This window comes from Bacillus pretiosus, from assembly GCF_051294775.1.
GTDB lineage: Bacteria > Bacillota > Bacilli > Bacillales > Bacillaceae_G > Bacillus_A > Bacillus_A wiedmannii.
Map to the genome: position 1 here is coordinate 1,058,883 of NZ_JBPPHF010000002.1, position 16,919 is coordinate 1,075,801.

General features: G+C 31.8%; 10 protein-coding genes. 6 read left to right on the plus strand and 4 right to left on the minus strand.

What is annotated here, in order from left to right; all coding sequences use genetic code 11:
• Window positions 1–267: 267 nt before the first annotated feature.
• Window positions 268–1,254, plus strand: a complete 987-nt coding sequence (locus ACSG5Z_RS13780) for a choloylglycine hydrolase family protein (RefSeq protein WP_435711562.1) — start codon at window positions 268–270, stop codon at window positions 1,252–1,254.
• Window positions 1,255–1,704: 450 nt separating this feature from the next.
• On the opposite strand, the gene ACSG5Z_RS13785 is transcribed toward ACSG5Z_RS13780, so the two are convergent.
• Window positions 1,705–1,890: a hypothetical protein gene (locus ACSG5Z_RS13785; RefSeq protein WP_000461129.1), complete on the minus strand. Its 186-nt coding sequence runs from the start codon at window positions 1,888–1,890 to the stop codon at window positions 1,705–1,707.
• A 483-nt stretch (window positions 1,891–2,373) separates the two neighbouring features.
• Here ACSG5Z_RS13785 and ACSG5Z_RS13790 point away from each other — a divergent pair, with 483 nt between their 5' ends.
• A complete protein-coding gene (locus ACSG5Z_RS13790; protein ID WP_435711564.1) occupies window positions 2,374–5,157 on the plus strand; it encodes a dynamin family protein in 2,784 nt (927 codons plus the stop codon).
• Between the two features lie 97 nt (window positions 5,158–5,254).
• Here the strand turns inward: ACSG5Z_RS13790 and ACSG5Z_RS13795 are convergent, their stop codons facing one another.
• From ACSG5Z_RS13795 to ACSG5Z_RS13805, 3 genes are all read right to left on the minus strand, one after another.
• Entirely contained in the window at window positions 5,255–7,174 is a 1,920-nt protein-coding gene (locus ACSG5Z_RS13795) for an LTA synthase family protein (RefSeq protein WP_087985023.1), read from the minus strand.
• A 465-nt stretch (window positions 7,175–7,639) separates the two neighbouring features.
• A complete protein-coding gene (locus ACSG5Z_RS13800; RefSeq protein WP_435711566.1) occupies window positions 7,640–8,977 on the minus strand; it encodes an NAD(P)/FAD-dependent oxidoreductase in 1,338 nt (445 codons plus the stop codon).
• 260 nt (window positions 8,978–9,237) lie between these two features.
• Window positions 9,238–10,041 (minus strand): cell wall hydrolase, encoded by an 804-nt coding sequence (locus ACSG5Z_RS13805; RefSeq protein ID WP_087985021.1) that lies wholly within the window; start codon window positions 10,039–10,041, stop codon window positions 9,238–9,240.
• Between the two features lie 290 nt (window positions 10,042–10,331).
• On the opposite strand from ACSG5Z_RS13805, the gene ACSG5Z_RS13810 reads away from it, so the two are divergent.
• From ACSG5Z_RS13810 to ACSG5Z_RS13825, 4 genes are all read left to right on the plus strand, one after another.
• The gene (locus tag ACSG5Z_RS13810; RefSeq protein WP_426707121.1) at window positions 10,332–12,173 is read left to right on the plus strand and encodes a S8 family peptidase; all 1,842 of its coding nucleotides are present in this window, start codon (window positions 10,332–10,334) and stop codon (window positions 12,171–12,173) included.
• A gap of 177 nt (window positions 12,174–12,350) precedes the next feature.
• A complete protein-coding gene (locus ACSG5Z_RS13815) occupies window positions 12,351–13,331 on the plus strand; it encodes a phosphatidylinositol-specific phospholipase C (RefSeq protein ID WP_060487522.1) in 981 nt (326 codons plus the stop codon).
• 231 nt (window positions 13,332–13,562) lie between these two features.
• Window positions 13,563–15,278, plus strand: coding sequence for a methyl-accepting chemotaxis protein (locus ACSG5Z_RS13820; protein WP_088064264.1), 1,716 nt, complete (start codon window positions 13,563–13,565; stop codon window positions 15,276–15,278).
• A 231-nt stretch (window positions 15,279–15,509) separates the two neighbouring features.
• Window positions 15,510–16,919: a glycoside hydrolase family 1 protein gene (locus ACSG5Z_RS13825; RefSeq protein ID WP_435711569.1), complete on the plus strand. Its 1,410-nt coding sequence runs from the start codon at window positions 15,510–15,512 to the stop codon at window positions 16,917–16,919.

Here is a 16,919-nt window from a genome sequence, read left to right on the forward strand (position 1 = left end):
ACTGTTCATAGAGAAAAAATGGTTTCTTGTTATTTTAATAAAATATAGAGTGAAATAAAAAGGAGCGATAGTAATAAGTCGCTCCTTTTTAATATAATTCTTTTGCAACTATATTTTAAAAAATCATTTATAAACTAGAGATAACCTTAACCTATTTGTACTTTATATGTGCTTTCTCAATTTTTTTGTAAGGAAAGAGGTTTTTAATTTACAGATTTATCAGAATTAAGTAAAGTGTAGATAAAACCATAAAACGGGGTGTTCTTTATGTGTACTAGTTTGACATTACAGACAAAAAACGGTCAGCATCTTTTTGCAAGAACGATGGACTTCACATTAGATTTGAATCAAGAAGTAATAGTCATTCCTCGACATTATCAGTGGAATAATATAACTGGTGAAATCATTAATACGAAACATGCTACGGTCGGAATGGGAATTAATCATCAAGGAAGAATCATTATGGCGGACGGAGTAAATGAAGCAGGTATGACATGTGCAACACTCTATTTTCCAGGATTCGCTACTTATAGTCAAAGCATAGATGACAACAAAACGAATTTGGCTCCATTTGATTTTGTGACTTGGAGTCTCACACAATTCAATTCTGTCAAAGAGTTAAAGGAATCTGTAGATAGCCTTACCTTTTTGGATATACCATTACCGGATTTAGGACTTACGCCACCGCTACATTGGATTTTAGCGGATAAATGGGGAGATTGCATTGTACTGGAGCCGACAAATGAAGGGTTAAAAATGTATGATAACCCACTAGGAGTGATGACGAATAGTCCGGAGTTTAATTGGCATTTGCAAAATTTAAGACAATATATTGGCCTTAAATCGCAGCCATTCGCGCCAACTGAGTGGAGTAACTTACCATTAAGTGCTTTTGGTCAGGGCTCAGGTTCAATGGGACTTCCAGGGGATTTCACCCCGCCATCAAGGTTTGTGCGAGCAGCATATGGCAAACAAAACATTCAAGGTATAGATAGTGAAGAAGAGGGAGTATCGGCCCTATTTCATATTTTATCAAATTGCGAGGTTCCTAAAGGCGGAGTAATAACAGAAGAAGGTGCATTAGATAATACCATATATACAAGCGTAATGTGTATGGAGTCCGGAACATATTATTATCATACCTACGATTGTAGACAAATTATAGCCATTCATTTATTTCATGAAAATTTAGATACAGATGAGATTAAAGCTTATCCGTTCCAACGGAAACAAAAAATATTTTATGAAAACTAAGTAGCTTTGAAACAACTTTTAGTAAATTTTTAAATATATATAATAGAGCAATAATGGCCAATATAATTGTTGGGTGCTTCTTTAACTTTGTGATTTATCATAAATTTACTCCTTTCTTTAATTACGCCAACGAGTAAATTTATGCTGGTAGGAGCATTGGCTAAGAAATTTATTTTTAATTAAACTAGTTTTTATTTTTTCTAGAGGGGCCATTAAAGTGCTACTAGGTAAAATAAATATGGGCGTACTTTATTTATAAATAGTAAAGAACAAAAAGGGTATGGAAACTATCCATACCCTTTTTTGTTCTTCTATTATCTATGTATAAAAAAGCGCTGTATATCAGCACTTTTTAAAAATAGGTGGGTTGTATAAGAAAGATTTATATAATAACTATGCAAGGTTTAATATAGATTCTTATTTGATTAATTGTTATAAGAGTCTATAAGGTTATTTATTTTTATTATTATTAATTTTTTCCGTATATAACACCTGTTCTTTATAGTGTTTTTTAATTGGGAAAGTATGTGTACCAGAGCCGTTTTTGAAAGTTTTATTGATGGGGTTTTTTAGCGGGATTGTTGTAGTTTCAGTAAATTCATATGGGTAGTTTATTTTAGATTTATCTTCAAACATGAAAATGCCTCCTTTTAGGATTTCCTGAATTCTTTACTATAACATGATATGCATATAGATTTTTTTTGGACTAGTTATTTATAGAGGTTAATGGAATTAAATTACGTAACTACTGAAATATTTCAAAGGAAAACAATGTGAGAAATATATGATAATGCTTCTTTTATTTATTAGGGAAGGGAATAATGCATATATATTCGTTATAAATTGTTTTTATAATATGGGTTTATATAGATTTTTCCTGATAATATAATGCGGGAGATTATAGTGTTATTAGGTTATTAGGAACATTTAATGCTGTTTCATAACTGAAAGGAAATTGAAAAAAAACTGAAACTTTTCTCATAAAAATTCAATCTAACTTGAAAAATGAAAGGAAAATGAAATTTTCCAAAAGATATTCTTTGTTAAGATAAAAAGCATACATACAAAAAGTATTGACATATCTTAAAAATGTATTTTCAAGATATAGTGGGGGAAAAGATGAGAGTAGAAAAACAATTAATAAAAAAGATGTATTATGAAACATTCCTAATGGAGAATGAAACAAAACCACCTATTGATGTACTTGGAGAAGCTTATGTAAACGAAGAAAGAAATGAGATTTCTGATGGATCTTACATTCGTTTTGCACAAGGTGAATTTTATTATCGCCATCAAGATTTTGAAGCAGCTATTTTTAAATGGGAAAAAGTTAATAATGAATTAGCACCATGGGCACAAAAAAATATTGCCGATGCTTATTTCGAGCTTAATCAATTACCAGTTGCTGAAAATGTTTATACGTCCATTACTACTGATAATATAATATTGATGACGGAGATTAGATTACAATTACTTTCTCTTTACATAGAGCAAAATAATTTTGACTCTGCTTTCGCTGTTATTAAAGAAGCAGTTTCTTTAAATCCGGATTATCCAAATGTCACAAAAATTGCCCGTTCCTTTTATGAGGAGCAGCAAGATTTTGATAGTGCAGTAGAGCTTGCTGTGAATGAGTTAATTCGAACAGAATCTTATCCGTGGTTTGAGGTTTTAAAAGGATATATCGATAAAAGATTTACTAAACATATTTCACCAGATTATTTTTATGAAGTATTAGTTACGTTAAATAATGTAGATCAAGTACAATTTACGCAAATGGTTTCATCACTTTGGAATAGTTATAAAAACGAACAAAATTACTTATCATGGCTTAACACAATAAATGAATTTTTCTTACATATTGAAATACATTCGTCCGATATATGGGACAAAATTTCTTCTCTTTACGAAGGAACGTACTTTGAATTAATTCAAGGTCAATATATGCTTAAACAATTGCACGATATCATTCCAAACTTGTTAACAAATTGGTTAAAGGTTGTCAATCCATCTTATGCTGTATTTCCATCTGCAGCTGTATTGGCATGGGATGAGATTTTCCCTTCCGAAATAGATTCAGCAAATATAAAACATGCTGAAAACCTGTTGTTATATTCTATTAATCATGTGGATGGCTTAGAGTATAGTTTGCATCTTTTTGAATCTATTACAGAGTGGGCACAAAAACATAATATAGAAATGGGTCACCGATTTAGATGGTTAGTTGGCGAGCTCGCAGATTTAAGCACAAATCGCATTTTAGTAACGGGAACTTCAGGAAACGGAAAAACTACATTTATTAACTCTATAATAGGAGAAAATATATTAGAAAAATCAATTTCAAATGTAGTAGTTTTAAAAAATGATGCGCATACAGAAATTAACGCCATAACAGACTCAGCAATTACAACAACGGAAGATGTCTCTGATTACCATAATATGATGTCTCAGCACCATCAAACATATAGAGATAGAGCATGTGTTGAATTTAAATTACCATGCAGATTTTTAAGTGAAAATAAACTTACATTTGTAGTTACACCTGGATTTAATAGGAATAACGATACTAGAGATGAGGTATTCGAATATTTAAATTCTGTAGACGAATTACTATTCGTATTGAATGCGGATTCACCTTTTACTGACAAAGAACGTGATATTCTATTAAGCATTCAAGAACATACACCAAATTTACAAATTCATTTCTTATTAAATAAAATCGATAACATTTACAGTGATGCAGAAGTGAAAAGAGTATTACATGATACGCAAGCGAGAATAAACACATATTTCCCGCATGCGAGAATTTTCCCTTACTCTTCGTTATATACAAGTAGTCAACAATTAAATGATTTAACTGAGTTTATTCATTTTAACTTTAATCATAAAAATGTCGATGCAGAACGTACGGAAAAGCTATTGTTTTTCATTCGAAAAACAATTACATATCTATTGGATAAACGCGTTGAGAAAGAAAACAATTTAGTGGATTCTATTCATTGGAATGAAGATATGCTAGTGAAACTAAATGGTAGCAGTAATAATCTTACTACTTTTGAGAAGGAAAAAATTCATTTCATTACACAGTCATATCGTACAATGAAAACGGAAATTACGAATGAACTTACTGAAAATATTCCGAAGATATTACAGAGTTGTTCAGATTTAATTAGTGAAGAAAGCGATTTCGGGCACATTGATACGGAACTAAATAAAGCGATGAATGAAAGAGTACATAAATATTTAGAACAAACTGTATTACCTAATTTTGCTCTTTCTATGAAAAATTGGATTGCGATTTCTAATAATGAGCTCCTTCAAAGTCAATCGTATTTAGAAGAACTTAGTGAAGGACTTAACTCTTTATTTGGAGAAAATCGAATACAGTTAGAATGTGATTTTAAAGTGCTTGATGACTGGCGCAGAGATACTGACAGAATGACGACTAGAATACAAATGGACGAAGTAAATATTTTACGTCGCTTTACACCAGCACAATTTTTACTGAAAAGTGCCGGTAAATTATTTGGAGTTCTTCCTAAAAACAAAGGTATGCTATATAACAAATACAAACAGTATGTAGAAAATGAAGATTATGCTGAGGTAACGGCTTCTATTATGAAGAAATTTTTCTTGCAATTTGAGCTATTTGAAAACACGCAAGAGCGGGATATTAACATATTCTTTAGGAATCCATTTAACTCCTTGAAACAAGCTGTAGAAAATACTCATTTAGAAATACAAGAAAAACAAGAGATGTTACATAAGATGAAATCACAACCTGAAGTTTATCATGATTCTATCATGCTCTTTGAATTGAGATTACGTCAATGTGAAGTAATTTTAAATATAGGTGATGATCATACCTATACAGATGTAACTTTAGAAACAAGCGTAGAATAAAAGTAAAATATACGAGGTTTTTATATGACATTGCATCATATGTTATACGATAGTAAAAGGGAGCAACTTATTACAGTTGCTCCCTTTCATATTTAGATTATTTTTCAGTCTCTTTAATTTTAGTTTGTACTTCGCCAGTTTTAATTTTATTACTTTCTGAGAAACGTAATAAATCGCCTTCAATAATTTTGTCAGACATTCGTAATTCATTTTGTGCACGGTTAATGAGTGCTTGTGCTTCTTTTTTTGGTAAATCTACAATTTCACCTGTTATGCGGTCATAGAAAGTGTTGTTTGTGTATACATACTTCTCTGTAATAAAGCTACCATCACGTAAAACAACAAAACCGTTATATTCATCTGAAAACATATCATGACCAAAACGGATATCGTTCGTAGTATTAATCCCTAATAAATTTAGAATAGTAGGTTTTATATCGATTTGCCCCGTAGGTTTTGAAATCGTTTGACCTTCTGTTTGGCCAGGCATATGAATATATAAAGGTGTGCGTTGTAAATTTAAAGTATCAAATTCTGTTATTTGATCTTTTTCTAAAAACTGTGCCATTGCACGATTGTGTTTTTCAGAAATACCATAATGATCACCATACAACACAATAATAGAATCATCATACATTCCCTCGGCTTTTAAACGCTCAATAAATTTTTTAATTGATTCGTCTAAGTAACGTGCTGTTACGATATAACGATCAAATACGCCATTACCAGAGTTGTATGGTTCAATGAATTTTGTATCTTCATCATACGTAAATGGATAATGGTTCGTTAAAGTAAGGAAACGAGCATAAAAGGGTTGGTCAACAGTTTTTAATATATCTACTGATTGATCAAAGTATTCGATATCTTTTAATCCCCAATTTAAATTTGTTTCGGGCGTAATTTTGTAATCAAGTTCATTATAGTAACGATCATAACCGAGAGCAGAGTACATAATGTTACGATTCCAAAATGTTGCGTTATTCGCATGGAATACAGAAGTGAAATAACCTTGCTGACGTAAAATCTCTGGAGTCGCAGTATAATCATTGTTACCGTGCGTGAAAAATACAGCTCCTCGATTTAATGGATACAGCGACGTATCGATTAGAAATTCAGAATCGGATGTTTTTCCTTGCCCAGTTTGGTGGAAAAAGTTATCGAAGTAATAGCTTTCATTTATGAATTCATTCAAGAATGGTGTAACTTCTTGACCGTTAACTGATGCGCCTATTAAAAAGGTTTGTAGGGATTCAAGAGTGACAACAATTACGTTTTTTCCTTTTGCTGCACCAAACATGTTAGGGTTTGGCTCACTTTGGTTTGCCTTTACGTAGTTTTCAGTTTCTTGTAATTTACTACTATCAGCAAGTGCTTTTTGTGATCCTGCTTTTACTTGCAGTGTTAAATCATATATTTGATGAGTGTATAGTCCTAAATTTTTAACAAGCATGACTCGGTCGAATGATCTCGTTAATAGTTCAGGGCGCTCTTTTTCTGCAAGGTGTAGATTCGCAAAAAATACACCAATCGTTAAGAGAAAATATACGAAGCGTGCCGGATGAGTTACACGTCCGGTTTGGAAGACTAGTGCCTTCTTCTTTAACAAAATAAAGAAGAAAATAATGTCTACGAATGCGAGAATAATTTTGTAGTTCAATATTTCTATAATACTGCCGCCTAATTGGCCGAAGTTTGATGTTTGTCCAAGTACTGGTAACGTAACGAAATCACTATAAAAATCATAGAACATTACATTCCCAACAAGTACGATTGTTAATAAGAGATTAATACATAGCGCTATATAATTTCGCTTTTCACCGGTTGCAAATAATGCTAATCCGACAAAAGCTAATGATGCAGCGAGAGGGCTAATAAACAAAATAAGCTCTTGTGTAGAAGACTCAATTTTTAAATCAAAACTGAATCTTGTAATAAGATATGTTTTTAACCATACTGCTAACGCAATTATTAAAACAAAGCTTATATTTTGCATTTGTAAATTAATTTTATTTTTCATTTTTACACCTTCTTTATACGATTTATTTAACTTGTGTTATATATTATATTTTCATAACTATTAGAGTGTAATGAACCATTTAATGGTTTCTAAAGGTAACAATATGAAGTATTCATATACGTACAATAGGGAATTTTAAAGCGCAAATCTATTTTTGGAAATAGAACAGAAATAGTCATAGTTGTAGTAAAAAATACTTATAGACATCCTAACATATTAAACACTATGATGATGTTACAAAATATCGAACAAATGAAAGTGGAAATGAATAGAGGCTTTTAAAACTGTTGACATTCAATTTGTTAGAATTGAATGTCGATAGTTTTACCATACATAGTTATGTTAAATATGTATCTCGTAAAATCCCGATTTTTGGTGGGATAATCATTAGCGGGGGAAGGACAAGGTACATAAATAAAGCGTTATGGAAGTTAAAATATTTGATTGCTATCTTAATGAAAGAAATTAAATATGAGATAAATATTTTCCAACATACAACCCACTTGCAGCAGCTTGAAATAATGAATGAGTGACGCCTGAACAATCTCCAACTAAAAATAGTCCATGCACACTTGTTTCAAAATGGTTATTTATTTTTATCGTAGGAGCATAGAATTTTCCGTCAATTCCATATAATAAAGTATCTTTATCGATCGGTTCTTGGATGAATTGTTCTAAACGTAATAAAAATTCTTTAAGCCCTTCAATATATAATGGAGGAATTTCTGTATGCAAATCGCCATAATCTCCGTGTAGTGTAGGCTGTATACGGTTATGTTTCATGCCTTTCTCTGTTGTAGGTTGTTTATTTAGTAAGTCCTCTAAGCGCTGTATAACAATTCGATCTCGTCCTTGGTTAATCCTTTTAATAATTGAACTTGCGTATACATTTGCTTCTTTGAGAGTTGAAAAATAGCGCGGGATAAATAAAGTGAAATTTAAGTTAGGTGTGCCAGTTCCTTCCTCTCGAAAATTTTGACCGTCAGGCATAACTAAACCTTCTTCGTACTTTCTAATGATGCGTCCTTTCGGATTCATACAGTACGTAGTTGCTGTGAATTGTTCATGCTCATAAGAAAGTTTTGTCTCAAATGTATCTTTTAATATAGAACGTAATTGGTGTTCTTTCATCTCTACTCTAATACCTAAATCTACACGAGTTTGTTCCTGAGAAATATTTAGAGAAGTGCACATTTCTTTTAACCAATCCGCTCCGGAACGCCCAGTTGCAAACACTAGTTGCTTAGATTGAACTATTCCTTCATTTGTCTCTATTGTAAAATGATCTTTCTGTTTCATAATATGTTGTACATCTATATGAAATTGAATATTTATTTTCGTAAGTAAAAATTCATAGAGCTGCTGAAAAATGTCACTTGAAAGGGTAGTACCAAGATGTCTTACTTCTGTTGTTAGCATTTGTAAACCACACGTTTCAGCTCTCTTATTGAGATTTGGATTTTCTGTAGAGTATTTTGAAACAGAACTTCCTCCGAACTGACATAGAATTTCATCTACTTCAGCCATGAGTTGAATAAAGCTTTCTTTACCGACTTTTTGCTCAAGTTCTCCGCCAAATCCGTTTGTATAATTAAATTTCCCTTCAGATTTTCCTAAACCGCCAAACCCAAAATATTTATCACATGTAGTACAAGTACACACTTTTCCTTCGTCTAAAGGACAATGGCGATCTTCTAGCGTTTTACCTTTATCAAGAATTAAAACCTTTTTGTTACTTTTAGTCAGTGAATAAGCCATAAAAATGCTACTTACTCCAGCACCGATAATTGTAACATCATACATATTTTTTCACCTGCTAACGAATAGTTTGTTTTTATTTTTCTAGTGTATAACAATTTTATGAAGTTAAGAAATAGCTTTTATTAATAAAAAGGGAGTTTTTTAACTCGATGCTTCTTTAATTTTTCGGAGTGATGAAGTAAATATAAATGTCTTTATTTAAAAGAAGAAATAGTTTTCAAAGATCACTATGTCATATGATAAATAAATTCTTACATATAAAAAAACAGACCTTTTAAGTGAGAAGGTCTGTTTTTTATATGTTATTTAGCGAAGACGTGGTTACCAATTACTGCTACTGTTTGACGTGTCGTAATCCATTTGTCTGTTGATGTTTTTGGATTGTAAAAATAAAGCCAATCAGAATGTATGCCATTTGTGGAGATAGCTTCTTCTACTGCCATTTTTGCTTCTGGGCTTGCAGGCTGATTAATTCTTCCATCTGTAACAGGAGTAAAGGCATATCCGTATTTAATAGGTTCATAAATAACGCCTGTTATTGTATTTGGAAAACCTTTTGCATTTACACGATTTAGTATAACTTTTGCTACAGCTACTTTACCTTTATAAGATTCGCCACCTGCTTCAGCGGTAACTAAGCGTGCCATTAAGTCTTTTTCTTTTTCTGAAATGCTTGAGTTAATTTTTAAATGTTGTCCTGTATAAAGCTTGTTTCCGGCTGTATTGTTAATTTGTTTTATAGATTGAACGGTAACGTTGTAACGCTTTGCTATCGTTTCTAATGAATCTCCCTGTTGTACTTGATAAATAATTTGTCTAGAAATGTTCGCAGGTTTAGGTTTGGCATTTTGACGAACGGTGATTTCATTTGAATTCATGGACCCTGGAATATTTAACTGCTCACCAATAAAGGTTTGATCGTTTCCTTTATTGTTAGCCTGTTTAATGGATTGTATTGAAACCCCATATTGTTTACTAATGCCCCAAAGTGTATCATTCTTTTTTACTGTATGAATGGTAGATGCTTCAGCTGTACTTTGATGACATACGAATGTAATTGCAGCTGCAGATATAGGGATTATATGTTTTATTTTTAATAATTTCATTGTAAATCCTCCTAGCGAAAATAAGGTGAAATTGTTAAGTAATATAGTTCAGAATGTCTATACATAATATTTTAATATAAGTATATTAGCACGTATAAAATAAATAATCATCATAAGTTTCTTATTTATGTAGTGTAGAGTCCGAATATGAAATATTGCATATAAAAATACATTGAAGTTCATATTGCTGATTACTATAATCTATTTAGTAGAAAGGGAATATGTTATATAAGTAAAATCATTATAGATTAATATAATGATTACATATTATTAATAGGAGGAGTGATGTAATGAATATATTTAAAAGAATATCTGTTTCAGCTGTAATTATTTCAATATTTTTAGGAATAGGGGACACGGTCAATAGTGTAAAGGCTGATTCTGTAGAACAGCAGAGTAAATTAGGGATAGAACAAGAAACAGATAAGCAAATCATTGTAAAATTCAGAGCGGATTTGAAATTGCCATATGAAGATGGTATTGAAAAACAAATACAATCTCAAACGAACGATAAAGTACTAGAAGATTTTTTTGCAGAATATCCAGATGTAACATTTAATCGTTTATTCACATCTGTAAGCCCGGAACAAATACAAAACCTTGAAGTGAAAGCACCCAATAATATATCTACAAGTTTATTAAACTACTATATTCTTCAAACTCAAAATGGTGAGCAGGAAGAAGAACTAGTAGATAAGTTAAAGACATCTTCTTTAATAGAAGATGTGTATGTGAAGAAACAAGAAAAAATAACGCCACCGGAAGTACAACCATTAAGTGTATCTTTTAATCCTAATAACAATCCTAGATATAAAAAACAAGGTTACCTTGATGCGGCACCATACGGTATTAATGCGCCCTTCGCCTGGGGAGTTCAAGGCGGTAATGGAAATGGTATAACTTTTGTTGATATGGAATATGGATGGCTATTAAATCATGAGGATTTAGTACATCAAAATATTAAATTAATGTCTGGAAGAAATATAGATCAGCATGTTGGACATGGAACGTCAGTACTAGGAATTGTATCCTCTGAAGATAATGCAGTGGGGAATATTGGGATTGCGCCAAAAGCGAAAGCGAAAGTGATTTCTCAAATAAGAGATAACGGGCAGTATAATACAGCTGATGCAATATTAAGTGCTGTAAATCAGTTAGAAGCTGGGGATGTTTTATTATTAGAGGCACAAGCTTCCTTTGATGGATATGGTGATAAATATTTACCTGTTGAAATACAACCAGATATCTTTGATGCGATTCGTGCTGGTACAGATAAAGGTGTTGTCATTATAGAAGCTGGAGCAAATGGATGGAATGATTTAGATCAATTTAAAGATAGAAATGGTAAACAAGTCTTAAATCGTAATAGTAAAGATTTTAAAGATTCAGGTGCAATTATGGTAGGAGCGGGCTCTTCATCTTTCCCTCATGAGCGTATGTGGTTTTCAAATTATGGAAGTCGGATTGATGTGTACGGGTGGGGAGAAAATGTAGATACAACTACAGCTGAGCAAAGTCGAAGTGCTGTAAATCTTTATACTTCAAGCTTTAGTGGAACATCTAGTGCTTCACCCATTATCGCAGGAGCAGCGACTTTAGTACAAAGTATTGCTAAAGAAAATTTAGGACAACCGTATAGACCAAGTGAATTAAGAACGATATTAAGTAACCGTAACACTGGAACGAAATCTAAAGATCCATCTTCAGATAAAATTGGTGTTTTACCAGATTTGAAGTCTATACTAGTAGATTTAGGGTATGAACGAAGAGAACTGAACGGTGGGAATGAGTTACAAGTAACAGAAAATGAACCAAATAATGAACGTAGACAGGCAAATAAAGTTAACTTTCATACACCAATAAAAGGAACACTACATAATCGTGATAAGGTAGATGTATTTACTTTCCAAATTGACTCACCAGAAAATATTAATATTGCTCTACTAAATGAACAAAACATTGGAATGACATGGGTACTTCATCATGAATCAGATTTAAACAACTATGTAGCATATGGTGAAAATGAAGGGAATGTAGTTAAAGGAACTTATAATGCAAAGCCAGGTAAATATTATTTATATGTTTATAAGTATGAGAATAAAGATGGTTCATATATATTGAATATAAAATAAACGAAAGGAACTTCAGATGAAGTTCCTTTAAATTTTTCTAATTCAGTATATGTGAATGATTTTTTAACTTTACTTCTATGCAATATTTCATATTGATGAAATGTTATTTATTTTTTATTCACCAGATTATATTATATTCAATAAGTTTGATATGAAACAGAAAAAGGAGGAATAATAATGAGCAATAAGAAGTTTATTTTGAAATTATTCATATGTAGTATGATATTTATCACATCTGTATTTGCTTTACATGATAAGCAAGTCGTTGCAGCTAGCTCTGTTATTGAACTTGAAAATTGGTCAAAATGGATGAAACCTATACCTGATAACATCCCGTTAGCACGAATTTCAATTCCAGGAACACATGATAGTGGTACGTTTAAATTACAAAATCCAATAAAGCAAGTATGGGGAATGACGCAAGAGTATGATTTTCGTTATCAAATGGATCATGGAGCTCGCATTTTTGATATAAGAGGCCGTTTAACAGATGATAATACGATAGTTCTTCATCATGGGCCATTATATCTTTATGTAACACTGCATGAATTCATAAACGAAGCGAAACAATTTTTAAAAGATAACCCAAGTGAAACAATTATTATGTCTTTAAAAAAAGAGTATGAGGATATGAAAGGGGCAGAAGGTTCCTTTAGTAATACGTTTGAAAAAAATTATTTTGTTGATCCTATCTTTTTAAAAACAGAAGGAAATATAAAACTTGGAGATGCTCGAGGGAAAATTGTACTACTAAAAAGATATAGTGGTAGTAATGAATCTGGAGGATATAATAATTTTTATTGGCCAGATAATGAGACGTTTACGACAACTGTAAATCAAAATGTAAATGTAACAGTACAAGATAAATATAAAGAGAGTTATGATGTGAAAGTAAAATCTATTAAAGATACGATTAAGGAAACGATGAACAATAGTGAGGATTTAAATCATCTATATGTTAATTTTACAAGCTTGTCTTCTGGTGGTACAGCATGGAATAGCCCATATTATTATGCCTCTTATATAAATCCCGAAATTGCGGCATATATTAAACAAGAGAATCCAAAAAGAGTTGGTTGGGTGATCCAAGATTATGTTAGTGATAAGTGGTCACCGATTCTCTATCAAGAAGTTATAAGAACTAATAAGTCACTTTAATTTTCACCATAATTTCATAGAAACAATGTAAAGCTATTAAAAGTCTTGTGGAATTCCCATAAGACTTTTTAGTATTGGATATTATGAGAATCAAAGTTCTTTGAATAGGTTTATATAGTTAATATAATAATTTAATGCAGTTATAAAATCGACACAAAAAAATGTCGATAAATGTCGAATATTATTGTAATATAAAACATATAAGTATAATATACAGATGAGGTGGAATTGTTGTCTTTTATTAAAAATAGTAAAATTGGAACGAAATTAAATGTGTTAGTCATTATATCGAGTTTGGCTTGTATCATGTTATCTTCTCTAGGGTTTTTAGGGCTTCAAAAAGGTGAAAATACATCTTCTAGTATGTATGACGAAAGGCTATTACCAATTGAATGGATAGGAACTGTAGAATCAAATTTTTACCATGTTAATATGAATTTTATGGAGATTATGATATCGAAAGATGAAAAAAGAATGAAAGAACTAATAACAGAAATGGATAAGACTAGGAAAGAAAATGATGAGTTATTAAAACAATTTGAAACTAGAATTAGTTCTCATAAAGAAAAGGGCTTGTATAATGCATTTCAAAGTCAATTCAAAGATTTAAGAATACAAATGAAGAAAGCACAGGATTTGGGACTGACTAATAATGAAGAAGCTTATAGCTATTATTTAAAAGAAATTGAGCCTAATATGGGAAAAACAATCCAGTCTATCCGTGAACTTATTTTATATAATAATACCGCGGCTGAACAACTACAAAAAGAGAATATCAATAGTGTGAAAAATACAATAATAACATTTGTAATTATTTCATGTGTTGGAATCATAATAATTATTTTTATTGGTTTTATAATAAAAAATACTATAAAAAAACCAATTGTATTATTACAAAAAGATATGGAACGAGTATCTGCTGGAGATTTAACAATTCGAACTTCTTATAAATCCGAGAACGAATTAGGCCATATTGTACAATCCTTTAATAGTATGTTAGATAACTTGCAACAATTAGTCGGTCAGGTGAAGGTTACAGCAAAAGAAGTGATTATTTCAACTGAAAATATGTTACAAGAGACAAAAACGGCAGCACATATATCAAACGAGGTTGTTCGAACTACTTCTGAAATAAATAAAGAAATAGAGGGACAGGTGACTAGTATTCAAGAAAGTTCAACTGCGATGGAAGAAATTGCAACTGGAGTTCAAACAGTAGCTGAATCTTCAGCGATGGTTGCTGAAGTTGCTGTGGCAACAATAGACCAAGCAAATTCTGGTAGTGAAGTTATAAAACAATCTATTCGTCAAATGAATAGTGTGAATGAAGTTGTCGAAGAAACTTCTAAGGTCATTGATAGACTTGTTACACGTACACAACAAATTGAAGAAGCGCTAGATATTATTACTAATATTGCAGAACAAACGAATTTACTGGCCTTAAATGCTGCAATTGAGGCGGCACGCGCCGGAGAAAATGGAAAAGGATTTGCAGTAGTTGCAGCTGAAGTAAGAGGTCTGGCTGAGAAATCTAAAACGTCTGTAAATGATATAAATAATTTATTACATTTTATACATCAAGATACACAGGATACAGTTCATGTAATGAAAAAAGGTCAACAACAGGCTAGTGGTGGTAAAGAAGCAGCATATAAGGCAGAACTCGCATTTTCATCTATTATGCAAGATATTAATAGAATAACGTCCCAAATTCAAGAAGTGTCTGCTGCCACAGAAGAAATGTCTGCTGGGACAGAAGAAGTGAATGCCTCTTTATCAATAGTCTCTGAAACTGCAACACAAGTCTCGCAAGAAACGAATCGAACGGTACAATCAATTCAAGCACAAGCCACATTGATTCAAGAAATAACGACGAAATCTAATGAAATGAAAAAGAAAGTCGAAAATTTAGAAATGCTAATTTCACAATTCATTATTGAAGAATAAGTTTGTTAACATTTATCAGTAGTATAAACTTTAAGATACTCAATATAGTGCTGCGTTGCACAATTTGAAAAAGGACCTTTATAGGTTCTTTTTTTGTAAATGGTGTGAATGCTATGTTTAATTATAGTGAAAAACAGAAATTTATTATATAATAATCATTTAAATTTGTACCTACAAATTTTATATGTAATAATGAATTTGATTTATTCTAATGAAATGGAGGTATATACTATGAAGTTTCCACATGATTTTTTATTCGGAGCTGCTTCAGCTTCTTATCAAGTAGAAGGTGCATGGAATGAGGATGGAAAAGGTGTTACGAATTGGGATGAGTTTTCAAAAATTCCTGGCAAAACATACAATGGAACAAATGGTGATGTAGCGGTTGATCATTATCATCGATATAAGGAAGATGTTCGTTTAATGGCTGAGATGGGATTGGAATCGTATCGTTTTTCGATTTCTTGGGCGAGAATATTGCCGAATGGAGATGGAGAGGTAAATGAAAAAGGCATTAAATTTTATAACAATTTAATTGATGAATGTTTAAAGTACGGGATTGTACCGTTTGTCACTTTATATCATTGGGATCTACCATTACCGTTAGAAAAGGATGGTGGGTGGACGAATAAACGAACAGCAGATGCTTTTGTAAAGTATGCCGAAATTTGCTTTAAAGCATTTGGTGATAGAGTGAAACATTGGATTACTTTTAATGAAACAGTAATGTTTTGTGGATTAGGCTATTTAAAAGGTGCACATCCACCAGGAATAAAAAATGATGTTCCAAAGTATTTTCAAGCGACTCATTATGTATTTTATGCACATGCGAAAACAGTTGCGGTGTACAAGCAGGTGAAACAATATGGGGAGATTGGGATTACACATGTTTTCTTACCTGCTTATAGTGTGGATGATGAAAAAGAAAATATACTAGCAGCAAATCATGCGAATGAATATGAAGCGTATTGGTATTATGATCCAGTTTTAAAAGGTGAGTATCCACCTTATGTTGTTCAACAATTAAAGGAAAAAGGGTGGACTCCTAATTGGACGGTTGAAGAATTAGAAATCATTAAACAAAATGCCGAAAAGAATGATTTTATTGGCTTGAATTATTATCAACCAATACGAGTAGAAAGATACGATATGGATATAAAGAGCGATGAGCATTCTCGAGAAAACTCAACACTTGCTCCAGGTAATCCTTCTTTTGATGGTTTTTATCGCACAGTAAAAATGGATGATAAAACATATACAAAATGGGGATGGGAAATATCTCCCGAAGGTTTCTTAGATGGATTGCATATGTTGAAAGAGCGTTACGGTGACATAAAGATGTATGTAACGGAAAATGGACTTGGTGATGAAGATCCAATCATTGAAGGAGAAGTTGTAGATGTTCCGAGAATTAAATTTATTGAAGAGCATTTAAAAGTAATAAAGCGTGCAATTGAAGAGGGAATCAATTTAAAAGGTTATTATGCATGGTCAGTGATTGATTTATTAAGTTGGTTAAATGGGTATAAAAAGCAATATGGCTTTATTTTTGTCGATCATAATGATAACTTAAAACGTAAGAAAAAACTTTCGTTTCATTGGTATAAACATGTGATCGAAACGAGAGGAGAAGAGTTATAA

What these genes read in the sequence shown, in the direction of transcription:
- ACSG5Z_RS13780 (WP_435711562.1), top strand. Translation starts at nt 268, where the DNA reads ATGTGTACTAGTTTGACATTACAGACAAAAAACGGTCAGCATCTTTTT.
- ACSG5Z_RS13785 (WP_000461129.1), bottom strand. Translation starts at nt 1,890, where the DNA reads ATGTTTGAAGATAAATCTAAAATAAACTACCCATATGAATTTACTGAA.
- ACSG5Z_RS13790 (WP_435711564.1), top strand. Translation starts at nt 2,374, where the DNA reads ATGAGAGTAGAAAAACAATTAATAAAAAAGATGTATTATGAAACATTC.
- ACSG5Z_RS13795 (WP_087985023.1), bottom strand. Translation starts at nt 7,174, where the DNA reads ATGAAAAATAAAATTAATTTACAAATGCAAAATATAAGCTTTGTTTTA.
- ACSG5Z_RS13800 (WP_435711566.1), bottom strand. Translation starts at nt 8,977, where the DNA reads ATGTATGATGTTACAATTATCGGTGCTGGAGTAAGTAGCATTTTTATG.
- ACSG5Z_RS13805 (WP_087985021.1), bottom strand. Translation starts at nt 10,041, where the DNA reads ATGAAATTATTAAAAATAAAACATATAATCCCTATATCTGCAGCTGCA.
- ACSG5Z_RS13810 (WP_426707121.1), top strand. Translation starts at nt 10,332, where the DNA reads ATGAATATATTTAAAAGAATATCTGTTTCAGCTGTAATTATTTCAATA.
- ACSG5Z_RS13815 (WP_060487522.1), top strand. Translation starts at nt 12,351, where the DNA reads ATGAGCAATAAGAAGTTTATTTTGAAATTATTCATATGTAGTATGATA.
- ACSG5Z_RS13825 (WP_435711569.1), top strand. Translation starts at nt 15,510, where the DNA reads ATGAAGTTTCCACATGATTTTTTATTCGGAGCTGCTTCAGCTTCTTAT.